The 23,863-nt window shown below is 65.8% G+C and carries 19 protein-coding genes and 2 pseudogenes; 11 read left to right on the top strand and 10 right to left on the bottom strand.

The annotated features are described in order from the left end of the window. Window positions 1-123: 123 nt before the first annotated feature. The 7 genes from EI171_RS07720 (at window position 124) to EI171_RS07690 (ending at window position 7,575) form a co-directional block, all read left to right on the top strand. Window positions 124-1,002 (top strand): shikimate dehydrogenase, encoded by an 879-nt coding sequence (locus EI171_RS07720; RefSeq protein WP_011083879.1) that lies wholly within the window; start codon window positions 124-126, stop codon window positions 1,000-1,002. A gap of 60 nt (window positions 1,003-1,062) precedes the next feature. Next, the gene (locus tag EI171_RS07715) at window positions 1,063-2,193 is read left to right on the top strand and encodes an ABC transporter substrate-binding protein (RefSeq protein WP_011083878.1); all 1,131 of its coding nucleotides are present in this window, start codon (window positions 1,063-1,065) and stop codon (window positions 2,191-2,193) included. A 154-nt stretch (window positions 2,194-2,347) separates the two neighbouring features. Next, entirely contained in the window at window positions 2,348-3,223 is an 876-nt protein-coding gene (locus EI171_RS07710) for a branched-chain amino acid ABC transporter permease (protein WP_161532997.1), read from the top strand. Next, window positions 3,220-4,218 carry a branched-chain amino acid ABC transporter permease gene (locus EI171_RS07705; protein ID WP_161532996.1) on the top strand — a complete coding sequence of 333 codons (999 nt, stop codon included), beginning with the start codon at window positions 3,220-3,222 and terminating at the stop codon, window positions 4,216-4,218. Before EI171_RS07710 ends, EI171_RS07705 begins: the two co-directional genes overlap by 4 nt. Further along, window positions 4,215-4,958, top strand: coding sequence for an ABC transporter ATP-binding protein (locus EI171_RS07700; RefSeq protein WP_161532995.1), 744 nt, complete (start codon window positions 4,215-4,217; stop codon window positions 4,956-4,958). The genes EI171_RS07705 and EI171_RS07700 overlap by 4 nt, the downstream gene beginning before the upstream one ends. A gap of 11 nt (window positions 4,959-4,969) precedes the next feature. Next, window positions 4,970-5,707, top strand: coding sequence for an ABC transporter ATP-binding protein (locus EI171_RS07695; RefSeq protein WP_161532994.1), 738 nt, complete (start codon window positions 4,970-4,972; stop codon window positions 5,705-5,707). After that, window positions 5,704-7,575, top strand: coding sequence for a bifunctional sugar phosphate isomerase/epimerase/4-hydroxyphenylpyruvate dioxygenase family protein (locus tag EI171_RS07690; RefSeq protein WP_161532993.1), 1,872 nt, complete (start codon window positions 5,704-5,706; stop codon window positions 7,573-7,575). Before EI171_RS07695 ends, EI171_RS07690 begins: the two co-directional genes overlap by 4 nt. A 300-nt stretch (window positions 7,576-7,875) precedes the next feature. Here the strand turns inward: EI171_RS07690 and EI171_RS07685 are convergent, their stop codons facing one another. Then, window positions 7,876-9,048 carry an ABC transporter substrate-binding protein gene (locus tag EI171_RS07685; protein WP_028172709.1) on the bottom strand — a complete coding sequence of 391 codons (1,173 nt, stop codon included), beginning with the start codon at window positions 9,046-9,048 and terminating at the stop codon, window positions 7,876-7,878. A gap of 298 nt (window positions 9,049-9,346) precedes the next feature. Between EI171_RS07685 and EI171_RS07680 the strand changes: the two are divergent. Then, window positions 9,347-10,608 (top strand): annotated as a pseudogene (locus EI171_RS07680) (NAD(P)/FAD-dependent oxidoreductase). A gap of 170 nt (window positions 10,609-10,778) precedes the next feature. On the opposite strand, the gene EI171_RS07675 reads toward EI171_RS07680, so the two are convergent. Genes EI171_RS07675 through EI171_RS07665 form a run of 3 tightly spaced genes read right to left on the bottom strand, consistent with a single transcriptional unit; the run spans window position 10,779 to window position 13,587 of the window. Further along, the gene (locus tag EI171_RS07675; protein WP_028172707.1) at window positions 10,779-11,990 is read right to left on the bottom strand and encodes an ABC transporter substrate-binding protein; all 1,212 of its coding nucleotides are present in this window, start codon (window positions 11,988-11,990) and stop codon (window positions 10,779-10,781) included. Between the two features lie 52 nt (window positions 11,991-12,042). Beyond that, a complete protein-coding gene (locus EI171_RS07670) occupies window positions 12,043-12,366 on the bottom strand; it encodes a 2Fe-2S iron-sulfur cluster-binding protein (RefSeq protein ID WP_161532992.1) in 324 nt (107 codons plus the stop codon). A gap of 12 nt (window positions 12,367-12,378) precedes the next feature. Then, window positions 12,379-13,587 carry a cytochrome P450 gene (locus EI171_RS07665; protein ID WP_161532991.1) on the bottom strand — a complete coding sequence of 403 codons (1,209 nt, stop codon included), beginning with the start codon at window positions 13,585-13,587 and terminating at the stop codon, window positions 12,379-12,381. Window positions 13,588-13,670: 83 nt separating this feature from the next. Between EI171_RS07665 and EI171_RS07660 the strand changes: the two genes are divergently transcribed. Beyond that, window positions 13,671-14,177, top strand: a complete 507-nt coding sequence (locus EI171_RS07660; RefSeq protein WP_161532990.1) for a MarR family winged helix-turn-helix transcriptional regulator — start codon at window positions 13,671-13,673, stop codon at window positions 14,175-14,177. A 409-nt stretch (window positions 14,178-14,586) separates the two neighbouring features. Here EI171_RS07660 and EI171_RS07655 read toward each other — a convergent pair whose 3' ends face one another. Then, the gene (locus EI171_RS07655; protein WP_161532989.1) at window positions 14,587-16,443 is read right to left on the bottom strand and encodes a feruloyl-CoA synthase; all 1,857 of its coding nucleotides are present in this window, start codon (window positions 16,441-16,443) and stop codon (window positions 14,587-14,589) included. Between the two features lie 147 nt (window positions 16,444-16,590). Between EI171_RS07655 and EI171_RS07650 the strand changes: the two genes are divergently transcribed. Together EI171_RS07650 and atzF are read left to right on the top strand one after the other, a co-directional pair. Beyond that, the gene (locus EI171_RS07650) at window positions 16,591-17,106 is read left to right on the top strand and encodes a MarR family winged helix-turn-helix transcriptional regulator (protein WP_011083865.1); all 516 of its coding nucleotides are present in this window, start codon (window positions 16,591-16,593) and stop codon (window positions 17,104-17,106) included. A gap of 207 nt (window positions 17,107-17,313) precedes the next feature. After that, window positions 17,314-19,122, top strand: coding sequence for an allophanate hydrolase (gene atzF / locus EI171_RS07645; protein ID WP_011083864.1), 1,809 nt, complete (start codon window positions 17,314-17,316; stop codon window positions 19,120-19,122). A 107-nt stretch (window positions 19,123-19,229) separates the two neighbouring features. Here atzF and EI171_RS07640 read toward each other — a convergent pair whose 3' ends face one another. The 5 genes and pseudogenes from EI171_RS07640 to EI171_RS07620 form a co-directional block, all read right to left on the bottom strand. Next, complete coding sequence (locus EI171_RS07640; protein WP_161532988.1) at window positions 19,230-19,952, bottom strand: GntR family transcriptional regulator; 723 nt, start codon at window positions 19,950-19,952, stop codon at window positions 19,230-19,232. 4 nt (window positions 19,953-19,956) lie between these two features. After that, window positions 19,957-20,349 (bottom strand): oxalurate catabolism protein HpxZ, encoded by a 393-nt coding sequence (gene hpxZ / locus EI171_RS07635; protein ID WP_161532987.1) that lies wholly within the window; start codon window positions 20,347-20,349, stop codon window positions 19,957-19,959. 1 nt (window position 20,350) lies between these two features. After that, on the bottom strand, window positions 20,351-21,745 hold the full coding sequence (locus EI171_RS07630) for an AtzE family amidohydrolase (RefSeq protein WP_161532986.1): 1,395 nt from the start codon (window positions 21,743-21,745) through the stop codon (window positions 20,351-20,353). Between the two features lie 7 nt (window positions 21,746-21,752). After that, complete coding sequence (locus EI171_RS07625; RefSeq protein WP_161532985.1) at window positions 21,753-21,932, bottom strand: DUF4089 domain-containing protein; 180 nt, start codon at window positions 21,930-21,932, stop codon at window positions 21,753-21,755. A 15-nt stretch (window positions 21,933-21,947) separates the two neighbouring features. Then, a pseudogene (locus tag EI171_RS07620) lies at window positions 21,948-23,782 on the bottom strand (dipeptide ABC transporter ATP-binding protein). Window positions 23,783-23,863: the final 81 nt, after the last annotated feature.

Genomic DNA, 23,863 nt, shown 5'->3' with positions numbered 1-23,863 from the left:
CATAAGGGTAATTGTGTTAGGCGACGGAAAGGCTATCGTCGTACGCGGAAGCCCCCTTGGAATTGCGCAGGTTTCCCCGCTAATGGCCGGGACCGAACGCTCCCAACGAGACGATAGCGAACCATGTCGAAGCGCGGATACGCCGCCAGCAAGAAACTCCTCACCGGCCTGATCGGCGCGCCGATCGCGCATTCCGCTTCCCCCGCCATGCATGAGCGCGCCGCCGAGGCGCTCGGCCTGCGCGGTCACTACCAGCTGATCGAGGTCGCAGGCGCCGACGCGGCCGGACTGAGGCTGATGCTCGAAGGCGTGCGGCGGCTCGGCTTTGCCGGCGTCAACGTGACCTATCCTTACAAGGAAGCGGTGGTCCCACTGCTCGACGCACTGGCGCCGGGCGCCGCCGCGATGGGCGCGGTCAACACCGTCGTTGTCAGGGACGGCCGCCTGACCGGCCACAACACCGACACCACCGGCTTTGCGCGCGCGGTGGCGCCGCTGCTGGCGCCGTCTGGAAATGCGGTTGCCGTGATCGGCACGGGCGGCGTCGGCAAGGCGATCGCCTTCGCACTGGCGAGCCTTGAGGTCGCCGACCTCCGCATCTTCGACTCCGAACCGGCGCGGGCCGAAAAACTTGCCGCACTGCTTGCCAAGCATGGCGGCGCCAGGGTCGCGAAAAGCGTCGAGGACGCGCTCGACGGCGCGACCGGCCTCGTCAACGGCACGCCGGTCGGCATGCTGCCGAACCGCGGCATGCCTGTTCCGGCTGCGCTGCTGCACGAGAAGCTCTGGGTGGCCGACGCCGTCTATTCGCCGCTGATCACGCCGCTGCTGGCCGCGGCGCAGGAGCGCGGCGCGAAGATCATGACCGGGCGGGAGCTTGCGATCTACCAGGCCGCCGACGCTTTCGAACTGTTCACCGGCCTTGCCCCATCGACCGAAGTCATGGGAGAGGCTTTTGACGAGGTGATGGCGGCACGAAGCTCAGCCTATCACGCAGCGTAACCGAAGCGGCCGGACACAAGGCCGCGGACAACAACATCAGAGGGAACGGGAGGAGAGACGATGAAATCGACTATTCTGGCAGGCGCCCTGCTTGCCTTCGCGACTGCAACCAGCGTCCACGCACAGGCGATCAAGCTCGCCGACGTCGCCGAGCTGTCGGGCGGCGGCGCCACCGTCGGCACCAACTGGAAGAACGGCATCGACCTCGCGATCGAGGAGATCAACGCCAAGGGCGGCGTGCTCGGCCGCAAGCTCGAGGTCACCCATGCCGACTCGCAATCCAATCCGGGCGTTGCCCGCGCGCAAGTGCAGAAGGCACTCGATGCCGAGCCCTATGTGCTGCTCGGACCCGGCTATTCCGGCTCGGTGAAGGTCACCGCACCGCTCGCGGCCGAAGCCGGCATCGCGCAGATCATGGGCGGCGAAGCCGCCGAGCTGACGCAAGCCGGCAACAAGTTCCTGTTCCGCACCTCGTTCGGCCAGCAATCCTCGATGCCGAAGGTCGCGAAATACATCCACGACGAGATGAAGGCGAAGTCGGTCGCGGTGGTCTGGGTCAACAACGACTTCGGCCGCGGCGGACGCGACGTCGTCGTGAAGGAGCTCGACCGGCTCGGCTCCAAGGTCGTCGCCGATCTCTCCACCGAAGCAGGCCAGGCCGACTTCGCCGCCGACGTCGGCAAGATCAAGTCTGCCAATCCCGACGCCGTATTCGTCTATCTCAACGAGGAAGAGAGCGCGCGCATCCTGAAAGAGCTGAAGCGCCAGGGCGTCACCGCGCCGCTGATGGGCGAGACCACGCTGATCGGCCAGAAGGTGATCGAGCTTGCCGGCGACGCCGCCAACGGCGCGCGCGGCCATGTCGGCCTCACCACGGACGCACCGGTCGACCTGATCAAGGCGTTCCGCGAGAAGTTTTCCAAGAAGTACAATTACGTGCCGGACCACAACGGCCTGAAGGGCTACCTCGCCGTCTACATGGTGAAGGCCACCACCGAAAAGATGGGCAAGGTCGATTCCAAGGCGTTCGCCGACACGCTGCACGGCCTGACCATCAAGGCCGCCGACGAGCCGGGCATCCTGATGGACGTCACCTTCAGCGAGACCGGCGACATCGACCGCCAGAGTTTTCTGGTCGAAGTGGTCGAAGGCAAGCAGGTGGTGAAGCAGGTGCTGCCGAAGGTGAAGTGAGGCTTCTTTGCCTCTCCCCGCACGCGGGGAGAGGCCGACGCGCGAAGCGCGGCGGGTAGCTTCCGCGAGTCCAACTGTCACTGACTTCGCGGAGACTCCCCCTCACCCCGACCCTCTCCCCGCAAGCGGGGAGAGGGAGAGGAGAGAGGGGAAAATGTCCAATCTGTTCGATCTTCTGGTCGCAGGACTTGCCACCGGCGCCATCTATGCGCTGGTCGCGGTCGGCTTCACGCTGCTGTGGCAAACCTCGCAGACCATCAATTTCGCGCAGGGCGAGTTCGTGATGCTGCCGGCGTTCCTGATGCTCGCGACGATGCATGCCGGCGCGCCGTTCTGGCTCGCGATCATCCTCGGCATCTTGCTCTCGATGATCCTGCTCGGCCTCGCCTTCAAGATGCTGCTGGTCGATCCGATGATGCGCCATGGCGTGCTGCCGCTGGCGATCGCGACCATGGCGCTGGCGATCGGCATCAAGGAATCGGTGAAGCAGTTCTTCAGCGCGGAGGCCTCGCCCTTCCCCTCGATCGTGCCGACCGGCGATATCTCCATCCTCGGCCACGCCGTCTCGCTGCAAAGCATCGGCGTCCTCGTCGTCGCCATTCTTGCAGTCTTCGGCCTGACCTCGCTCCTCAACCGCACCTCGCTCGGCCACCAGATGCAGGCGGCGGCGCAGAACCCGACGGTGGCGCGCATCATCGGCGTGCCCGTGGAGCGCATGATCCTCCTGACCTTCCTGATCAACGCCTTCCTGGTCGCGCTGGCCTCGCTGCTGATCACGCCAATCTACCTCGCGAAATTCTCGTCCGGCGAGGTGCTGGGCCAGGCCGCCTTCATCGCGGCGATCGTCGGCGGCTTCAACCAGGTGCGCGGCGCGATCGCGGGCGGCCTGTTGATCGGCGTGCTCGACAATCTCGCGGCAAGCTACGTCTCGACGCAATACCGCGCTGCCGTGCCGCTGATCTTCCTGATCGTCGTCATCCTGTTCCGGCCGCAAGGACTGCTCGGCCGCGCCGAGGAGCGCACGGTATGAAGGGATTTGGCAAACCCCTGAAAATCGCGCTCGGCCTCATCGTCATCGCCGGCCTGATCATCGTCCCCATGAACTTCAACCGCTACGGCCTGTTCATCCTGAGCCAGTGGGCGGTGATGACCATCGCCGCGATGGGCCTCAACCTCACGCTCGGCTATGCCGGCCAGGTCTCGCTTGCCCAGGGCGCCTTCGTCGGCATCGGCGCCTATGCGGCGGCGATCATGACCACCCATGGCTGGCCGCTGCCGGTCGCGATCCTGGTTGCGATCGTCTTGAGCTTCGGCGTCGGCTGGGTGCTCGGCTATCCCGCGCTGCGCGTGCAGCACCACTACCTCGCTTTCGTCACGCTCGCCTTCTCGACATTGGCCTTCCTCGTGTTCCGCAACGAGAGCTGGCTGACGGGCGGCATCTACGGCATCTCCAACATTCCGCGCCCGCATTTCTTCGGAATCGCGACCAACAAGCCGCTGCCCTTCTACTATGTCTGCCTCGGCTCGCTCGCGATCGTCTCGCTCGCGGTGTGGTGGCTGATCCGCTCGCCCTGGGGCCGCGCCTTCATGGCGCTGCGCGAAAACCCGCTGCGCGCGCAATCGCTCGGCATCGACACAAGGCGCTACACGCTGATGGCGTTTGCGATCGGCTCGGCGCTTGGCGGCGTTGCCGGCGCGCTCTACGCGCCGCTGACGCAATATATCGATCCGGTGCCGTTCAACCTGTCGCTCTCGCTCGATCTCCTGATGATGGTGATCGTCGGCGGCGCCGGCTTCTATTTCGGCCCCTTCCTGGGCGCGATGATCGCGGTGCTGCTGCCGGAATGGCTGCGCTTCACGGAAGGGTATTACCTGATGCTCTATGCGATCGCGGTGATGCTGCTGCTGATCTGGTCGCCGACCGGCATTTTGGGAATCCTCGACCGCCATCTCGCCGAGCGCCGCACCAAGGCGGCCTCCGCGCTGCGCGCCGTGGCAAAATCCCGGCTGGAGACGGTGCAATGACTGCGGTCCTCGAAGTCACCAACATCAAGAAGAATTTTGGCGGCATCAGCGCCGTCGCCGACGTCAGCTTCGACGTGCGCGAGGGCGAGATCCTCGGTCTGATCGGACCGAACGGCTGCGGCAAGTCCACGCTATTCAACTGCATTCTCGGCCAGCTCACGCCGACCGGCGGCGAAGTGAAGCTCGACGGCAAGGTGGTCACGGGGATGCGCCCCTCCGAGCTCAACAAGCTCGGTGTCAGCCGCACCTTCCAGCTCTTGCAGGTGTTTCCAAAACTGTCGGTGCGCGAGAATTTGATCCTCGCGGGACAGGAGCACCAGGGCAACATGGCCTCGCGCCTGGTCGGCCGCTCCGATGCCGGGCTGACGGAGGCCGCCAACCAGATGATCGGCTTCTTCAAGCTCGATCACCTCGCGGCTGAACCTGCCGGCGGCCTCTCCTACGGCCAGCAGAAGCTGCTCGATGCCGCCATGGCTTTCATGGGCGGACCGCGCCTCGTGCTGCTCGACGAGCCCGCCGGCGGCGTCAACCCGTCGATGCTGGCGGACCTGAAGGACCGGCTGGTCGCGATCAACCGCGAGAAGAACGCGACCTTCGTCGTGATCGAGCACAACATGGAGTTCGTGATGTCGCTGTGCTCACGCGTGATGGTGATGGCGGAAGGCAAGGTGCTGGCGATGGGACGGCCGGACGAGGTCCGCAAGAACCCGGCCGTGATCGAAGCTTATCTGGGACATTGAGGGCACGAGCCATGAGCGACCCGATCCTCTCGGTTCACAATCTCGTCGGCGGCTACGGCAAGATGACGATCCTGAACGGCACGACGTTTTCCGTTCCGCAGGCCACCATCACCACCATCATCGGCCCCAACGGCGCCGGTAAGTCGACCGTGTTCAAGGCGATCTTCGGCCTGCTCAAGCTGCGCGAGGGCAAGGTCAGTTTTGCCGGTCGCGACGTCACGAACTTAAGCCAGCGCGCGCTGCTCAATGCCGGTATCTGCTACGTTCCGCAGGGCCGCAACATCTTCCCCGAGCGGTCGGTGCGCCACAATGTCGAGCTCGGCGGCGTCGCCGCCGGAAAGGGTCTCGACCTGCCCAAGCGGATCGAGGCGGCACTCGACCTGTTTCCGGCGCTCCGTCGCAAGTCGGCACAGCAGGCATCGACGCTCTCGGGCGGCGAGCAGAAGCAGCTCGAGATCGCCCGCTCGCTGCTGCTCGAGCCGAAGCTCGTGCTGATCGACGAGCCCTCGATCGGCCTGTCGCCGCTGATGGTGCAGCAGACCTTCGACATCCTCAAGAACCTGCGCGACCGCGGCGTCACTATCCTGATGATCGAACAGAACGCGCGCTCGGCGCTGGAGATCTCCGATATCGGCATCGTGCTCGAGCTCGGCCAGACCCGCATGGTCGACGGCGCGAAGCGCATCCTGAACGATCCCCGCATCGGCCAGCTCTTCCTCGGGGGAGCCATGGAGGAGACAGCAGCATGAACAAGCGCTCGATCGCGACCGTCTCTCTCTCAGGGGCGCTGGACGAAAAGCTGCGCGCCATCGCAGCCGCCGGCTTCGACGAGGTCGAGATCTTCGAGAACGACCTGCTGTCGTTCGGCGCGGGCCCGCGCGACATCGCAAAGCTCTGCCGCGATCTCAACCTCAAGATCTGCGCGTTCCAGCCGTTCCGCGATTTCGAGGGCATGCCGGAGCCGCAGCGCGCGCGCAACTTTGCCCGCGCCGAGCGCAAGTTCGACTTGATGCAGGAGCTCGGCACCGACCTGCTGCTGATCTGCTCCAACGTCTCCCCCAACTCGCTCGGCGGCATCGACCGCGCCGCGGACGATTTTCGCGAGCTCGGCGATCGCGCGGCCAAGCGGGGCTTGCGCGTCGGCTACGAGGCGTTGGCCTGGGGACGGCACGTCAACGACTACCGCGATGCCTGGGAGATCGTGCGGCGCGCCGATCATCCCGCGATCGGCGTCATCCTCGACAGTTTTCATGCACTCGCCCCGGGCTTTCCGGTCCGCGCAATGGCCTCGATCCCCGGCGACAAGATCTTTCTGGTGCAGCTCGCCGACGCACCAAAGCTCGAGCTCGACATCTTGTCCTGGAGCCGGCACTTCCGCTCGTTCCCCGGCCAGGGCGATCTGCCGGTCGGCGAATTCATGGCGGCGGTCGCGGCGACCGGCTATGCCGGACCGCTGTCGCTGGAGATTTTCAACGACCAGTTCCGCGCCGGCTCGGCCGCCCAGACCGCCATCGACGGCCTGCGGTCGCTGATCCTGCTGGAGGACCAGCTTGCACCGGATTGGCCGAAGCTCGTCAGCGAACCACTGGCGCCGAAGGCCAAAAGTCACGGCACCGGCTTCATCGAGTTTGCCGTCAACGAGACCAAGGCCGGCGAACTCGCCCGCCTGTTGTCGCAGCTCGGATTCCGCAAGACCGGCGAGCATCGCAGCAAGGCGGTGGAGCGCTGGTCGCAGGGCAAGGTCGAGCTCGTCATCAATTGCGAGACCGACGGCTTTGCGCATTCGCACTACGTCACGCACGGCCCCGGCGTCTGCGCCATCGCGCTCGACGTCGACAATGCGGGCCTTGCCATGCAGCGCGCCGAAGCATTGAAGGCGCGCACCTTCTATCAGCCGGTCGGGCCGGGCGAGCTGGAGATTCCCGCGATCCACGGCGTCGGCGGCAGCCTGCTTTATTTCCTCGACCAGGCCGGCAAGAACTGGGACACCGATTTCGAACCGGTTGCGAGCGAGGCGAGCGCGGACGCGCTGCTCGCCGTCGACCATATCGCGCAGTCGATGCCCTATGACGAGATGCTGTCCTGGCTGCTGTTCTACACCGGCATCCTCGACCTCAAGCGCCTGCCGCAGATGGAGATCGCCGATCCCAGGGGCCTCGTGCAGAGCCAGGCCGTCATCAACGGCGACCAGAGCCTGCGTTTCGTGCTCAACGGCTCCTCCGCCAACCGCACCCTGCCGGCCCGCTTCATCTCGGAGTTCTTCGGCTCAGGCGTGCAGCACGTCGCGTTTGCGTGCCGAGACATCTTTGCAGCGGTCGCAGCGATGCGCGCCCGCGGCGCGGGCTTTCTGGATATTCCCGACAATTACTACGACGACATCGAAGCCAAATACGACCTCGCGCCCGACCTGATGGCGCAGCTGCGCGCCAACCACATCCTCTACGACCGCGAGGGCGACGGCGAGTTCTTCCAGGTCTACACCCACATCTTCGACGAGCGCTTCTTCTTCGAGATCGTCGAACGAAGGGATTATCAGGGCTTCGGCGCGGCCAATGCCGGGATCAGGCTCGCGGCGCAATCGCGCGAAGTGCGGCCCGCGAGCATGCCGCGGGTGTAGCTCTTCACCTCTCCCCGCTCGCGGGGAGAGGCCGGAATTCGCGCGTAGCGCGGATTCCGGGTGAGGGGGAGTCTCCGCGAGAGACATGACAATCGGGAGCACCACTCTCTCAATACGTCGTTGCCAGCGCAGCGAAGCAATCCAGAATCCCTCCGCGGAAAGGCTCTGGCTGCGCTCGCAATACGATGTGGGGAATTTCGAGGAATTCGACTCGCTCCGTCCTCGCGGAGACAGCCCCTCACCCCGCCCCTCTCCCCGTAAGAACGGGGAGAGGGAGAGGAGAGAGCTCGCCCAACCAGCTCACTTCATCGCGCACTTCTGATGGAAGCGATCCTGGTCGTTCTCGACGATGGTGGCGACCGTCTTCAGCGCGAGCTGGCCATCGGCGTCCTTGACCACGTCCTGGAGATAGAAGCTCTGCACCGGGATGTGGTTGTTGCCGTACTTGAACGCACCGCGCAGCGACTTGAAGTTGGCCTTCTCCATCTCGGCCTTCATCGCGTCCTTCTTGCTGGTGTCGCCCTTCACCGCGACGACGGCGCTGTTGATGAGCTGGGCGGCGTCGTAGGTCTGGGCGCCGTAATAGGTCGGACGCAGATTGGGGTACTTCTTGCGGTAGTCGGCGACGAAGCGCTTGTTCTGCTCGTTGGGCAGGTCGTTCACCCACTGCTGCGCGCCGGGAACCCCTAACGCGTTCTCCTTCTGGAGCGGCAACGACAGCTCGTCGACGGTAAAGGCGGTGTAGAGCGGCATCGTGCTCTTCAGGCCGGCCTGGGTATATTGATTGAGGAACTGCACGCCGGCGGCACCGGGGTAGAACACGAAGATCGACTCGGCGCCGGAAGCGCGGGCCTTGGAGAGCTCGGCGGAGAAGTCGAGCTGGCTCGGCCAGACCGTGTATTCCTCGCCCTTGATCTCACCCTTGAAGGTGTTCTTGAGGCCCGCGAGCATGTCCTTGCCGGCCGCGTAGTTCGGCCCGATCAGGAAGACGCTCTTGACGCCCTTCTGGTTCATGTAGAGGCCCATGGCCTGCGGCGTCTGGTCGTTCTGCCAGGAGGTGGAGAACACGTAAGGTGAGCAGAGCTCGCCGGCGAGCTGCGACGGGCCGGCATTGGCCGAGATCAGGAAGGTCTGCGAGTCCACCGCGGTCTTCAAGGAAGCCAGCAGCACGTTCGACCAGATATAGCCGACGATGAAATCGACCTTGTCGGACTGCACCAGCTTCTCGGTCTTCTGCTTGCCGACATCGGGCTTCTGGCCGTCGTCCTCGTAGATCACCTCGACCGGCTTGCCGTCCATCTTGCGGCCGAGATGATCCAGCGCCAGCTCGAACGAGTTGCGCATGTCATTGCCGATCACGGCGGTCGGGCCGCTGAAGGTCGAGACGAAACCGATCTTGATGGTGTCGCCGGCGAATGCCGGATTTGCCAGCACCAGCGCCGCTGCGCCCGCCAGCCAGAATGCCGTCCTCATAACCACTCCCCTCCTTATTATTGATCCCGGAAACGGGGTGATCGCCGCCCCGGGCCTGTCTCTATTGAACGCAAAATCTGTCGAGCCGCCAATGGCTCAGCGCCCGTCCCTGCACCATATTTCGCCCCCATCGGCGATGGCAAGAAATATAATTCTACTCACTTCGGTGGAGGCTGCGGCGCTTTTTCGCGGCATGACGATGCGCCAGCCTATTCCGCGATTGATGACGGCTATTGGACCGCGGGTCACTTTCCGCACTTAAATGAAGCGGAGAAGCAGCAAGAGTCGAGGGCGCATCATGACCACCACACCCCATCGTGTCGTCATCGTCGGCGCCGGCTTCGGCGGGCTGGAGGCGACCTACCGGCTGGCGGGCGCCCGGTCGACATCACGCTGATCGACCGCCGCAACCATCATCTGTTCCAGCCGCTGCTCTACCAGGTCGCGACCGCATCGCTTGCGACCAGCGAGATCGCCTGGCCGGTCCGCCATCTCATGCGCGACCGGCGCGAGGTAACGACGCTGTTTGCGACGGTCAGCGGCGTCGATGCTAACAGGCGCTGCGTGCTGATCGACGACGGCAGCGAGGTGCCGTTCGACACGCTGGTGCTCGCCACCGGCGCGCGTCACGCCTATTTCGGCCATGACGAGTGGGAGCAGTTCGCGCCCGGCCTGAAGACGCTGGAAGACGCGACCACCTTGCGCCGTCACATCCTGGTGGCGTTCGAGCGCGCCGAGCGCGAGACCGATCCTGCCCGGCGCGCGGCGCGGCTGACCTTCGTCATCGTCGGCGCCGGCCCCACCGGCGTCGAGCTCGCCGGCACCATCGCCGAAATGGCGCATCACACCCTGCCGGAAGATTTCCGCAACATCGATACGACCAAGGCGCGCGTGGTGCTGATCGAGGCGGGGCCGCGCGTGCTCGCAGGCTTCGCCGACGAGCTCTCGGCCTATGCACAGGCGTCGCTGGAGAAGATCGGCGTCGAGGTCGTGCTCGGCCAGCCCGTCACCGAGATCGACCGCGACGGCGTGGTCTATGGCGGCACGCGCCTGGACGCGAAGACCAAGATCTGGGCCGCGGGCGTGCGCGCCTCGCCCGCCGCCGAATGGCTAGGCGTGCCGGCCGATCGCGCCGGCCGTGTGCAGGTCGAGGCCGACCTGACGATCCCCGGCCATCCCGAGATCTTTGCCATCGGCGACACCGTGACGATCAGTGCCTGGGAGGGCAAGCCGGTGCCCGGAATCGCGCCCGCCGCCAAACAGCAGGGGCGGCACGTCGCCGAGACCGTCAAGGCGCGCCTGCGCGGAGAGACGAAGGGAGCGTTCCGCTACAAGCACTCTGGCAGCCTTGCGCAGATCGGCAAGCGCCTCGCGGTGATCGATTTCGGCCGCATCAAGCTGCGCGGCACCATCGCGTGGTGGATCTGGGGCATCGCCCACATCTACTTCCTGATCGGCCTCCGCCACCGCCTCAGCGTCGCCCTGAGTTGGCTCTGGATCTACGCGCGAGATCAGCGCGCGGCGAGGCTGATTACGCAGGGGAGTAGTAAGGTGGTGTAGGGACGCCTCTTCTCCCTCTCCCCGTTCTTACGGGGAGAGGGTCGGGGTGAGGGGCCCCTCTCCACGCATGAGATCTCCGAGAGACTTGTACCCCCTCACCCGGATCGCAAGAGCGATCCGACCTCTCCCCGCAAGCGGGGAGAGGTGAAGGGAGAGCGTACTCACGTCAGCTACTTCACCAACTCGCAACCGCCCTCCGCAAGCGGGCGAAACGCCTGCTCCGCCGGAATCGTCGAGACCAGCTTGTAATAGTCGTAAGGGTATTTTGACTCCTCCGGCCTCTTCACCTCGAACAGATACATGGGATGCACGACGCGGCCGTCCTGACGGATGGCGGTGTCGCCGAATAGTTTGTCCTTGCCCCTGAACTTCTTCATCTCGGGCACGGCGTCCTTCGCATTGTCGCTGCCGGTGGCGGCAACCGCGTTGAGATAAGCGAGCGTGGAGGCATAGACGCCGGCCTGGTTGCCGCTCGGCATCTTGCCGTTCATCCCCGGCCGCGCACCGAAGCGCTTGGCAAACGCGCGGGTGTCGTCGTTCATGTCCCAGTAGAAGGCTTCCATGAGCTGGAGCCCCTGCGCGACCTTGATGCCCATGCCGTGGACGTCGTTGATGAAGAGCAGGAAGGCGACGAGCTTCTGCCCGCTTTGCTGAATGCCGAACTCGGCGGCCTGCTTCACCACATTGATGGTGTCGCCGCCGGCATTGGCAAGGCCAATCACCTGCGCCTTCGAGCTCTGCGCCTGCAACAGGAAGGAGGCAAAGTCAGACGTGCCGAGCGGGTGCTTGGAGGAGCCGATCACTTTGCCGCCATGCGCCTCGATATATTTCTGCGCTTCGGCCTCGATACCCTTGCCGAGCGCGAAATCGACCGTGAGGAAGTACCAGTCCTTGCCGCCGCGCGACACCATCGCGGCCGCCGTGGTGTTGCCGGTCGCCCAGGTGTCGTTGACCCACTGGATGGTGTTGGGCGAGCAGGCCTTGCCGGTGAGATCCGAGCTCGCCGTGGACGACGCCAGGAAAGTCATGCGGCTGTCGCGCAGCAGCGTGTTGATGGAGAGGCCGACCGCAGAATTCGGCACGTCGACGATGGCATCGACGCCCTCGACATCGAGCCATTTGCGCGCAATCGCATTGCCGACATCGGCCTTGTTCTGGTGGTCGGCATAGACGATCTCGACCTTGATGTTCTTACCCCCGCCGTTGAAATCCTCGGCCGCCATGCGCGCGGCTTCGACCGAGCCCATGCCGTTGGTGTCCTGGAAGATGCCGGAGATGTCGTTGAGCACGCCGATGCGCACGACGTTGTCGGAGATTTCGCCGCTTGCTGCGCCGCTCACGAGGCTTGCGGCCAGCGCGAGCGTCCATTTCAGGTGTTTCATCGTTCCCTCCCCTTATGTGTGTCGCGCCGGTCGTCGCCGGCACGTTTGGAATTCAGACCTGTCGTTCCGGCAGTCTCAGCACGAGCCCGTCGAGCGCGGGCGTGATCATGATCTGGCAGGACAGCCGGCTGTTCGGCAGTCGCTCGGTGGCGGTGCCGTCGAGCAGCGCGTCTTCGTCATCTGCCATCGCGGTCAGGCGCGCGAGCCAGGCTTCATCGACATAGACGTGGCAGGTCGCGCACATGGCATTGCCGCCGCACTCGGCCAGGATACCGTCGAGGCCATGGCGGGTCGCGGCCTGCATGGCGCTCTCGCCGCCCGAGGTCTCGACACGGTCGGACTTGCCGTCGGCATGGATGAAAGTAATGGCAGGCATCGAGGCTCCTCGTCAGGCCGGGGTGATGGTCACAGGCAGGCTGTCGAGCCCGCGTAGCGTGTTGTTGAAGCGGCGTTTCGGCTCGCCCGTGATCTCGATCTTCGCGATGCGCCGCGCCAGCGCCGTCAGCATCACTTCGCCTTCGAGGCGCGCGACGAGCTGGCCGACGCACATGTGGATGCCGGAGCCGAATCCGACATGGCCGGACGAGCGGCGGGTGACGTCATAGCTGTCGGGCTTGTCCCAGCGGCGCGGATCGCGATTGGCGGCGGCAAGGAACATCAGCACCTTCTCACCTTCGCCGATCGTCGCGCCCGACAGTTCGACCTCACGTGTGGTGGTGCGGAAGAAGGTCTGCACCGGGCTTTCGAAACGAACCGCTTCCTCGAAGGCGCTGCGCGCGAGCGAGAGATCGCCGCGCAGGCGCTGCCATTGCTCCGGAAAGCGAGCGAGGCAATAGACGGCCGCGCCGATGCCGTTGACGGTGGTGTCGAGGCCGGCCGAGAGCAGCGAGCGCACCAGCAGCGGCGCTTCAGTTGCGGTGATCGCGCCCTCGTCGACCTGGGCATGAATGCAGGCGCCGAAGCCGCCGGGCGCGAGGTTCTCGCGCTGGCATTGCTCGGCGACATAGGCCTGATGAGGCGTCGAGCGCGCGATCGCCTCCTGGCGCAACTGGTTGGGCGGCCCGAACGCGTTGAACACGACGCTCGCGTAGGGAATCAGATGCTCGCGCCCCTCGGATTTCAGCCCGAGCGCATCCGGGAAGATCGAGAGCGGATAGGCCTCGGCGAGGTCGGCGATCGCATCGAAGCTGCGCTTTTCGATCAACGCGTCCACCCGCCCCTCGGCCGCCGCGGCAAAGCGGTCGCGCACCTGCTTCATCACCGTCGGCGACAGCACCTTTGACAGCACGGCGCGGGTCAGGGTGTGCGCGGGCGGATCGGCCTCGAGGATCAGGCTCGGCGGCCGCCACGGCGTCTCCTTCTTGAAATCGGAGAGGCCGACGCCGCGGCTGGAGCAGAACGTCGCGGGATCGTTCAGCACGGCGTGGACCTCGGCATAGCGCGCCACGCCATAGACGTTCCACTTGTCGAGATAGACCACCGGCCCCGCCTCCCGCAGCAGCTCGTGCGTGGGATAGGGGTCGGCAAAAAAATTCATGTCGAAGGGATCGACGTCGAGATGCGGGACGCCTGATGCGGCGGAGCCGGGTACGCTCATGGAAGTCCTCCCTCATTTTGATCTTGTGAAAGGGCCGCGCTTGCCCTTAGGTCTTCGGGCACCACGCGAGTCAGAAGCCCGATATGCCGCCGTCCTCGACCAGAGCCCGCCAAAAGCCCGCGCCCGCCGAGACCGGCCCGACGCTTGATCTCGATCGTTACGTCCCGGCCTTCATCACCTTCATCGCCAACAAGCTCTCGAACAGCGCGACCGCGTTCTACCAGCGCGAGTTCGGCGTCAACGTCACGGAATGGCGGATCATGTCGCTGCTGGCGATCGAGCCCGGCATTCCCGCCTCGCGCATCTGCCACGTCATCGGCTTCGACAAGGGGCCGGTGAGCCGGACGCTTGCCGGCCTCGAGAAGCGCGGGCTGGTGTCGATCCGCACCGACCCGAATGACGGTCGCACCCATTCGATCGCGCTGACGGCGAGAGGACGCGCCACCCATGACAAGGTGATCGTCGCAGCGTTCGAGCGCGAACGGCGCCTGCTGTCCTGCCTGAGCAAGGACGAGCGCGAGGTGCTGATCGATCTGCTCCGCCGGCTGCACGAAAATCTCGGCGCGGTGACGGGCGGCAGCACCGCCTGACGCACCGCGCGTGAAGCGCGCCGCATCGCCGCTTTCAGGCATGCGCCGGCATTTGCCCGCGGCACCATTCCTGCCGAGCATCGTTTCCTCCGAGATCAGACGCGGCGGTTCGTCCACCGTCATCCTTGTCCGGAACGGTTCGCACAAATTAGTTGCTTAGGCAACAAAAGAATCGAGCAGGATATTGCGGCAGGTTGGCTGGCCTATTGGCACTCTGTCTCGCGCCAAGCTCGTCATTCCGGGGCGCGCGTAGCGCGAACCCGAAATCCATCGTGCAACAGCCCCTGCGGTGAAATGGATTCCGGGTTCGCGCCAAGAGGCGCGCCCCGGAATGATAGCGAGACGACCTGGACTGCGCTATTACGCGGTTGCGTCATCGTCTCGATGAGGCGCCGCCTCCGGGGTCAATTCACCCGACGCAGCCAATCCATTCCCCCGCCGCATCGTCATTCAGCCGCGCCACCGCCTCCGCGCGTCGCGTCAGCACCGCGCGCTGGTTGATGTAGCCCTTGTCGGTGATCTCGCCGCCGTCGACCGATGGCGGTTCGGCGAGCAGCAGCGCGCGCGTGGCGTGGCCGGAGGAATTGGCGCCCTGCTGCTTCAGCTTCGCAAGCCCCTGAGCGATCGCACCCCTGATCTTGTCATGTGCCAGCACATCATTCACATCGGCCGTCTCCGGCAAACCGGCATGCCCACGGCACGCCGGGATGTTCGGGAACACCAGGAAGCGCACCTCGTCGCCGCCATGACCGGCGACGACGATGTCCTGCGCGAGCGGCGCCAGCGCGGCGATGCCGGCGAGCCGCAGCGTGCCGACGCTGACCCAGGTGCCGGAATTGAGCTTGAAGTCCTCCGCGACACGCCCGTCGAAGAACAGGCCGCGCTCCGGCCGCGCGCTATCAGCAAGCTTCACCGCATCCCCGATGAGATAGAAGCCCTCGTCGTCAAACGCCTGCCTGGTCAGCTCGGGCGCCTTCCAGTAACCCGGCGTGACGTTGGGGCCGCGCACGCGCACTTCCAGCTTGTCGCCGGAGGTGACGAGCTTCAGCTCGGTACCGGGTATCGGCACGCCGATATTGCCGGAGCGCTCGGCGAGGAAATGGCAGTCGGTCGCCAGCGGCGAGGTTTCCGTCGAGCCCCAGGCCGACACCATCGGCAGCGGGCGGCCGACGGTTTCGACGGACAATTGTTCGAGCGCGTCCCACAGGTTCTGCGGCAGCGCTGCGCCCGCGTAGAAGGCGAACTTCACCTCGCTGAAGAAGCGGCGGCGCAACGCTTCGTCACCGCGCAATGCCGCGATCAGCATGTCGAAGCCGCGCGGCACGTTGAAATAGACCGTCGGCATCACGCTTTTCAGGTTCGCGAGCGACGTCGCAAAGAGACCGGGCGCAGGCTTGCCGCCGTCGATATAGAGTGAGCCGCCGTTGCGCAGCACCAGGTTGAAATTGTGGTTGGCGCCGAAGGTGTGGCTCCAGGGCAGCCAGTCGAGAATGACGAGATCGCTGCCAGCCTGTTCGAGGAAGGTCCAGGTCTGCGCCTTGGCCTGCTGGCTCGAGGTCAGCATGCGCTGGGTGTTGATGACGGCTTTCGGCGTGCCGGTCGAGCCTGACGTGAACAGGAATTTTGCGATCGTGTCCGGCGTCACCGCGGCAAAGGCTTTTGCGACGTCGGCAATTTCGGGCGTTGCCGCAACGGCGCTGAAGGCGAGTGCGTCGGCGTCAGCGCCGTTGCCGCTGATGATCTGCGCCTTGTGCAGCGGCCCGATCGCGGCCAGCGCCGCCGCGAACGGCTTCGTCGCGGAGACGTAGATCGCGCCCGGCTCGAGCAGCGCGATCATGCTCTTGAGCTTGTCGAAATCCCTGGACATCAGCGAATAGGCCGGCGAGATCGCGGCGGAGGGCACACCGACATGCTGCGCCGCAAGCGCGAGCAGCGCATGGTCGATACTGTTGTCGGAGAGGATCACGAGCGGGCGTTCGGCGCTGAGGCCTTGCGACAGGATCCATGACGCCGCGCCACGCACCTGCCGCAATGCCTGCGCGTAGGTGACCGTGGTCCATGGCGCTTCGGCATTGCCGCGCTCGGCGAGGAAGATCGCATCGGGCGTCTGCCGCGCCCATTGCTCCAGCCAGTCGCCGATGCAGCGCGCGCTGTCGTGCAACGGCTCCGGCGAGCGCAGCACGATGCTGCCGTCGGCGCGATGCTCGGCGATCGTCTTGGGCGCTGCGAACAGACTTGACGCGTCACCGCGTAAGGCGGCTGTCATGTGTTTCCTCCTCCGCCCGGATGTCCGGATCGGCCGCAGCCTCGTTCCGGACTGCCTTGGCCATTCTGCCTTGGCCATAATGTTGGGCACGACAATTGTTGTCGTCAACAACAATCTTCCGCACGGCCGTCCGAGGCGCTACAAGGGATGCATGGCAGGAGACGCGACGTGACAGCCACGGTAGCCCAAACTTCCCCACGCAAACGCGCCGGCAACGGCGCGGCGCGGCGGAACGACGCGGACGAGATAGGGCTCGACGCGCTGGTCGGACACGCCGGCTACGCGGTGCGGCGTTTCCAGATCTGGATCTTTCAGGACTTCATCAAGACGCTGGGCGGGGTCGACATCCGGCCGACGCAATATTCGGTGCTGACGGTAATCGGCGCCAATCCGGGCCTGTCGCAGATGGCGGTGGCCAAGCGCCTCGGCATCGAGCGCGCCCGGCTTGTGCATCTGCTCGACAGCCTCGAACACCGCAAGCTGGTGAAACGGGTCAAGTCGAAGGCGGACCGGCGCTCCCACGCCCTGCACCTCACCGCCCAGGGCGAGACGGCGCTGGCGAAGTTCAAGCGGCTCGCCGACGAGCACGAGCGCCATGTCGAGGCGAAGATCGGCAAGGAGAACCGGGAGCGGCTGCTCCAGATCCTCGCTGGCTTCACCTGATCCAGACTGCCCAAAATTTGCGCAAATGCCCGGAACAAGGCGTTGGCGCGATGCCCCGCCCGGCCGCCGAAATATCCCCCAACCTACTGATCTCCCGATAATATCCGGAGCAGCCGCGCTGCCCGGATTCTGTACACAATGGCACATCGCTTGCTTCAATCCGGGTGAGGACATGTTGCCGGAGTTTTGTCGCCATGAGGGCTGAAAATGGGGGCTGAACAGCCTGAAACGATCGCCGCGATTGTGGCCGCGCATCGCGCGGGCACGCTCACGCCGGCACAGACGATCGCGCGCAGCTACCAGCGCATCCGCGACCACAACGATCCCGCCGTCTTCATCAGCCTGCGCGACGAGAAGGACGCGATCGCGGAAGCTGAAAAGCTTGCCGCGCGCCCGGATGCCGCCAGCATGCCGCTCTATGGCGTCCCGGTCGCGGTGAAGGACAACATCGACGCGCTGGGCTTTCCGACCACGGCGGCCTGCCCCGCCTTCTCCTACACACCGACCCATGACTCGACCGCGGTGGAGCGCCTGCGCGCGGCCGGCGCCATCATCATCGGCAAGACCAATCTCGACCAGTTCGCAACCGGCCTCGTCGGCGTACGCTCGCCCTACGGCATTCCCAAAAATTCGATTCGCGAGGATCTGATTCCCGGTGGCTCCAGCTCGGGCTCGGCGACCGCCCTCGGCGCCGGGCTGGTGCCGCTGACGCTCGGCACCGACACCGCCGGCAGCGGCCGCGTGCCGGCCATGCTCAACAACATCGTCGGGCTGAAGCCAAGCCTCGGCATGATCTCGACCGCGGGACTCGTGCCTGCCTGCCGCACGCTCGACTGCATCTCGGTATTCGCCTTGACGGTGGACGATGCTGCACTCGCACTCTCCGTGATGGCGGGACCTGACCAGGCCGATCCATTCTCGCGCGACCGGCCGCTCGGCGCGCTGACGCCGTTCCCCGCAAACCTGCGCCTCGGCGTGCCGCGCAACGGGCAGCTGATCTTCTTCGGCGACAAGAAGGCGGAAGCCGCTTATGGCGAGGCGCTGAAGCGCTGGACTGCGCTCGGCGCGACGCTGGTCGAATTCGACCTCGAGCCGTTCTACGAGACGGCGCGACTGCTCTACGAAGGGCCCTGGGTTGCCGAGCGCTATCTCGTGATCAAGAACCTGCTGGCGTCCGCGCCCGATATGATCCATCCGGTGACGCGCGAGATCACCGCGGCCGGTGCGCGGCTGACGGCGGCGGACACCTTCTCCGCGCTCTATCGCCTGCAGGGCCTGCGCAAGATCGCCGAGCGCACCTTTGCCAATATCGATGCGCTGGTGCTGCCGACGGCGCCGACCGCGTATACGACCGCGCAGGTGCTGGCCAACCCGATCGAGCTCAACAGCCGGCTCGGCACCTACACCAATTTCGTCAACCTGCTCGACCTCTGCGGCCTCGCCGTGCCGGCATCGATGCGCGCCGACGGCATCCCGTTCGGGATCACGCTGCTGGCGCCGGCCGGCCGCGATGCGCTGCTTGCGAGCATCGGCCGCGTGTTCCATGCGGATACCAGGCTGAGCGTCGGCGCGAAGGGCGTCGCGCAACCCGCGCTCGCGCCGCTTGCCGCAGGCGGCATCGACGAGATTCCGATCGCCGTCGTCGGCGCGCATCTGTCCGGCATGGCGCTGAACGGCGAGCTGAAGGCGCTGAACGGAAAGCTGATCGAGGCGACCAGGACGGCGGCGGACTACAAACTCTATGCGCTTCCGACCACACCACCGAAGCCGGGCATGCTGCGCGTCGCAGCCGGCAAAGGCGCGGCCATCGAGCTGGAGATCTGGTCGCTTTCTGCGGCTGCGTTCGGCAAGTTCGTCAACGCGATTCCGGCGCCGATGGCGATCGGCACCATCAGGCTCGCCGACGGCCGCAGCGTGAAGGGCTTTCTCGTCGAGCCGGAAGTGCTCGGCGAAGCGCGAGACATCACAAGCTACGGCGGTTGGCGCGCGTATATGGCGGAGGCGGCCACGGCGTAGCTCTCGTAGGGTGGGCAAAGCGTAGCGTGCCCACCATTACCACCAGCCAGGTGGTGGGCACGGCGCTTTGCGCCTTTGCCCACCCTACGGCACGGAGTGCGCGTCGCCTACACCGACACCGCGTAGATTTCATACTCCCCGCGCACCAGCTCGATATGCGCGCGCATGGCGGCGGCGGCGCCCTGCTTGTCGCCGCGCATGATGGCGACGACGACGCTGTCGTGCTCCGCTTGCGATTTGGCGAGACGGCCGAGGTTGCGGAACTGGGCACGGCGGAACGGCTGCACGCGGACGCGGGTCCCCAGCGTGATCTCGGCGATGTAGCCGTTCTGCGAGCCGGCATAGATCGCGTTGTGGAAGCGCTCGTTGACCTCGTGGAAGCGATCGGGATTGCCGGTGTAGCTGAGGACACGCAGCTCTTCGTGGATGGCCTCCAGGCCGTGGCGTTCGGCGGCGGACATGCGCTCGGCCGCAAGGCCGGCGCACAGCGCCTCCAGCTCCGCCATCGCCTCGAACATGCTCTTCAGCCGTTCGATCGACGGCTGCGCCACCACCGCGCCGCGATGCGGCCGGGCCTCGACGAGGCCGCTCGCCACCAGCTGGCGCAGGGCCTCGCGCACCGGCGTGCGCGAGACGTTGAAACGCCGCGCGATGTCGGTCTCGTCCAGCGGCGAGCCGGGAGCCAGGGCTCCGCGCACGATCTCGTCGGCGAGCTGAAGGCGCAGCTCCTCGGCGCGCGTGACCTTCTGCACCGACGGCAGAGCCCGGTCGACGCGGGGCACCACCGGCTCGGCCGGCAGAGTTCCCTGCGGAAGGTCGTCAAGCGTCATTCGATCAGGTCTCTTTCGACTCGTCGATGATGCTGACATGGGCGGCGACGACGCGCCAGCCCTCCGGGAAGCGAATCCAGGTCTGCATCTGCCGGCCGACCTTGCCGGGCGCCGTGTCGCGATAGAACAGGGTGGAGGCGACGGCCGTGTCGCGGCCATAGCTGCTGATGACGGTTTTCGCGGTGCGACGGTTGAGGCCGACCGGCGAGCGGCCGGCGCGGAAGCCGGAGATCGCCTCATAGCCATAGAGGTTCTCGCCGATGCCGTAGCGCAGCGTGCGGGGATCGTTGCGGAACAGCTCGCTGAGCACGGTTACGTCGTTGGTGACTAGGGCCTGCTCATAACGATCGAATGCGGCTTTGACTTCCGCGATCACCTCTGGGAGATCGATCTCCATCTCAGAATCCTCTCGGGGCTGGCGCTGCGACAACGCCCATCCGTTCCAACGTATGCGCGACGCGCAACGCGATGTCCTCGCGCCAGGGCGCGGCGATGATCTGCACGCCGATCGGCAGCGGCTCGAGCGGCACCGGCACCGCGACCACGGGCAGGCCGATGAAGGAGATCGGCTGGGTGTGGATGCCGATATTGGCGCGCACCGGCAGTTCGACGCCGTCGAGATTGAAATTCACCTGCCCGAGCTTTGGCGCAGTGCACGGCGTCGCCGGCGCCAGCAGCACGTCGACCGATTTGAAGATTTCGGAAAACTGCGCGCGATACCAGCGGCGGAATTTTTGCGCGCGATCCACCAGCGGCGCGGGCACCATGGCGCCCGCGATCAGGCGGTCGCGCACGGCGGGGTCGAAATCGTTCGGGCGCTTGCGCAGGCGGTCGAGATGCAGCGAGGCACCTTCGGTGGTGGAGATGACGTAAGCCGCCGCGCGGGCACGCGCGGCTTCGGGCACATCCACGATTTGCGTCGCGCCGAGCGCCTTGGCGACGCGGCTGACGGCTTCGACCGCCTCGGCAAACACGTTCTTCTGGAAGTAACCGCCGGCGATCGCGATACGCAGGTCCGAGACCGGATTGGCGAGCAGCGGCACCGTCGGCTCCAGACCGCGTGTGGTGCAGGCGGCATCGCCCGCATCCGGCCCCTGCATCGCATCGTAGGCGAGCGCGAGATCGGTGACGGAGCGCGCGAACGGGCCGAGATGATCGAAGCTCGCGACGAACGGAAACGACCGCGCCCGCGACAGCCGGCCATAGGTCGGCTTCAGGCCAAAGATGCCGCAGAACGAGGACGGTACGCGAATCGAGCCGTTGGTGTCCGAGCCCAGCGCGATCGGCACTAGCGCGCCGCCGACGGCGCTGCCGGAGCCGCCGGAGGAGCCGCCGCTCATGCGCGTCGTGTCGTGCGGATTGCGCGATGGACCGTCGTGAATGTTCTCGCCGGTGAAGTCGTAGGCGTACTCGCCCATGTTGAGCGCGCCGACCAGAACCGCGCCGGCCGCTTCCAGCCGCTCGATCAAGGTGGCGTCGCGCTTGGCGGGCGCGAGGTCGCGGTTGATCTTCGAGCCGGCACGGGTCGAGAGGCCCGCGACATCGAACAGATTCTTCACCGCGAAGGGCACGCCGGCGAGCGGGCCGACCTCCTTGCCGGCGGCAATGTCGGCGTCGATCGCATGCGCTTTCGCAAGGGCGCGCTCGGCGGTGACGTCGGTGAAGGAATTGAGGATGGTGTCGTGCTGCTTGATGCGCGCAAGCGCGGCTTCGGTGGCAGCGAGGGCGGACATCTTGCCGCCAGCCACCGCTTTGGCGATATCGACAGCACTCATCTCTGGCTTGGTGGTCATGGCGACGTCAGACGGAGAAGATGGGCGCCGGCTCGGTCTCGTCCGGCAGCGCGAATTCGTCGACGAGGCGGGCGAGCCGCAGCGACACTTCGAGATTGGCGCGAACCGCCGGCCTCCAGGCTTCCTCGACCGGCAGTGCCAGCGCTTTGGAAACAGCGTCGATATAGTCGTCCAGCGGCTCGGCCATCACGCTCCCAAACAATCAGTGTACCGGCAACGGCGGATGCGGGATCGCCGTCAGCAGCTCCTTGGTGTAGTCGTCCTGCGGATCGCTCAAAACCCTCTCGGAAGAGCCTTCCTCGACGATTCGACCCGTCCGCATCACAATGACACGATCGCACAGCAAGCGCACTACGTTCAAATCATGCGAGACGAACAGATAGCTCATACCTAGCCGCGCCTTGAGGTCCTGGAGCAGATTGAGGACCACGGCCTGGACCGAGACGTCGAGCGCCGCGGTCGGCTCGTCCAGGATGACGAGTTTCGGGTGCAGGGCAATCGCCCGGGCGATGCCGACACGGGCCTTCTGGCCCCCGGACAATTGGTGCGGGAACCGATCCAGCAGATTGTGCGGCAGGCCGACCATGGTGGCCAGCTCCTCGCAACGGGCGCGCAGCGCGTCGCGGCCCCTGACGTCGCCGAGCTGCATGATCGGGTCGGCGATGGCGCGCGCGGCGGTGAAGCGCGGATTGAGGCTGTCGGTCGGGTCCTGGAACACCATCTGGATGCGGCTGCGCTGAGGCAGCCGGGCAAACGAGGCCGGCGCGATGCCGCCGATGTCCTCGCCGTCGAACTGGATCAGGCCGGAGGTCTGCTCCAGGAGCCGCATCACCATCATCGAGGTGGTCGATTTGCCGCAGCCGGATTCGCCGACGAGCCCGACGCTCTCGCCATGGCCGATCGAGAAGCTGATGCCGTCGACGGCGCGGAATACATCCGGCTCCACCGGCGGCTTGCGGCCGAACAATTTGCCGAGCGTGGCCGTGGCGCCCTGGCGGGGATACTCTTTCACGAGCTTTTCGATGAGAAGGAGAGGCTGTTCGCTCTTCCCCCTCTCCCCGCTTGCGGGGTCGCGACGAGCTTCGCTCGCGCTGAGAGGGTTGGGGTGAGGGGGAGTCTCCGCGAGCACGGTGCTTGGAGAGTCCCCCTCACCGCCGCGCTTTGCGCGTCGGCCTCTCCCCGCACGCGGGGAGAGGCGAAGGAAGCCCCCTCCTCCTCCGGCAACAGATCCCGCAAGCTCACGCCGAGCCGCGGCGTCGCGCGCATCAGCTTCTTCGTATAGGGGTGCTGCGGATTGGCGAAGATATCGGCGGCCGCGGCGGTCTCGACCACGCGGCCCTTCTCCATCACCACGACGCGGTCGCAATAGGCGGCGGCCAAACCCAGATCATGCGTGATCAGGATGGTCGACATCGCGCGGCGCCTGGTCAGCTCGACGATCAAATCCATCACCGCCTTCTGGGTGGTGACGTCGAGGCCCGTGGTCGGCTCGTCCGCGATGAGGAGCTGCGGGTTGCAGGCCAGCGCCAGCGCGATGACGACGCGCTGGCACATGCCGCCGGACAGTTCGAACGGATAGGCGTGGTAGCGCTCGCGCGGGCGGGCGATCTTGACCTGCTCCAGCGCCTCGATCGCCTTCTCACCGTGATCGGCGACCTGGGCCTGCTGCACATGGGTGCGCAGCACGTCCTCGATCTGGTCGCCGACCTTGCGGATCGGGTTCAGTGCAGCGCGCGGGTTCTGGAAGATCATCGAGACTTCGCGGCCGCGCAGGTCGCGCATCTGGTCTTCGGTCGCAGCCTTCACGTCGATGCCGGAGAACATCACCGAGCCGTCGGCGATCCGCCCCGCCCGGTCGAGGATGCGCATCACCGCATAGGACGTCACCGACTTGCCGGAGCCGGACTCGCCGACGATGGCCAGCGTCTCGCCCTTGGCGACGGAGATGTTGACGTGCTGCACCGCCTTCACGATGCCGCGGCGGGTGGTGAATTCGACCGTGAGGTCCTGGACGTCGAGGAGCGGCTGGGCGGTCATGGATGGCTCCCGTCACTCAAAAAGGTCGAAAACAACCCCATGCACAGTAGAAGGGCGTTGGATTCATTGGACAATTTCGAC

The sequence above is a fragment of the Bradyrhizobium sp. LCT2 genome, from assembly GCF_009931255.1.
Classification (GTDB): Bacteria; Pseudomonadota; Alphaproteobacteria; order Rhizobiales; family Xanthobacteraceae; genus Bradyrhizobium; species Bradyrhizobium diazoefficiens.
This window is presented reverse-complemented; position numbering and strand designations above follow the sequence as displayed.

Bases quoted from the DNA above. Each gene is read 5' to 3' on its own strand.
- EI171_RS07720 (WP_011083879.1), top strand. From the start codon at position 124: ATGTCGAAGCGCGGATACGCCGCCAGCAAGAAACTCCTCACCGGCCTG.
- EI171_RS07715 (WP_011083878.1), top strand. From the start codon at position 1,063: ATGAAATCGACTATTCTGGCAGGCGCCCTGCTTGCCTTCGCGACTGCA.
- EI171_RS07710 (WP_161532997.1), top strand. From the start codon at position 2,348: ATGTCCAATCTGTTCGATCTTCTGGTCGCAGGACTTGCCACCGGCGCC.
- EI171_RS07705 (WP_161532996.1), top strand. From the start codon at position 3,220: ATGAAGGGATTTGGCAAACCCCTGAAAATCGCGCTCGGCCTCATCGTC.
- EI171_RS07700 (WP_161532995.1), top strand. From the start codon at position 4,215: ATGACTGCGGTCCTCGAAGTCACCAACATCAAGAAGAATTTTGGCGGC.
- EI171_RS07695 (WP_161532994.1), top strand. From the start codon at position 4,970: ATGAGCGACCCGATCCTCTCGGTTCACAATCTCGTCGGCGGCTACGGC.
- EI171_RS07690 (WP_161532993.1), top strand. From the start codon at position 5,704: ATGAACAAGCGCTCGATCGCGACCGTCTCTCTCTCAGGGGCGCTGGAC.
- EI171_RS07685 (WP_028172709.1), bottom strand. From the start codon at position 9,048: ATGAGGACGGCATTCTGGCTGGCGGGCGCAGCGGCGCTGGTGCTGGCA.
- EI171_RS07675 (WP_028172707.1), bottom strand. From the start codon at position 11,990: ATGAAACACCTGAAATGGACGCTCGCGCTGGCCGCAAGCCTCGTGAGC.
- EI171_RS07670 (WP_161532992.1), bottom strand. From the start codon at position 12,366: ATGCCTGCCATTACTTTCATCCATGCCGACGGCAAGTCCGACCGTGTC.
- EI171_RS07665 (WP_161532991.1), bottom strand. From the start codon at position 13,587: ATGAGCGTACCCGGCTCCGCCGCATCAGGCGTCCCGCATCTCGACGTC.
- EI171_RS07660 (WP_161532990.1), top strand. From the start codon at position 13,671: ATGCCGCCGTCCTCGACCAGAGCCCGCCAAAAGCCCGCGCCCGCCGAG.
- EI171_RS07655 (WP_161532989.1), bottom strand. From the start codon at position 16,443: ATGACAGCCGCCTTACGCGGTGACGCGTCAAGTCTGTTCGCAGCGCCC.
- EI171_RS07650 (WP_011083865.1), top strand. From the start codon at position 16,591: ATGCATGGCAGGAGACGCGACGTGACAGCCACGGTAGCCCAAACTTCC.
- atzF (WP_011083864.1), top strand. From the start codon at position 17,314: ATGGGGGCTGAACAGCCTGAAACGATCGCCGCGATTGTGGCCGCGCAT.
- EI171_RS07640 (WP_161532988.1), bottom strand. From the start codon at position 19,952: ATGACGCTTGACGACCTTCCGCAGGGAACTCTGCCGGCCGAGCCGGTG.
- hpxZ (WP_161532987.1), bottom strand. From the start codon at position 20,349: ATGGAGATCGATCTCCCAGAGGTGATCGCGGAAGTCAAAGCCGCATTC.
- EI171_RS07630 (WP_161532986.1), bottom strand. From the start codon at position 21,745: ATGACCACCAAGCCAGAGATGAGTGCTGTCGATATCGCCAAAGCGGTG.
- EI171_RS07625 (WP_161532985.1), bottom strand. From the start codon at position 21,932: ATGGCCGAGCCGCTGGACGACTATATCGACGCTGTTTCCAAAGCGCTG.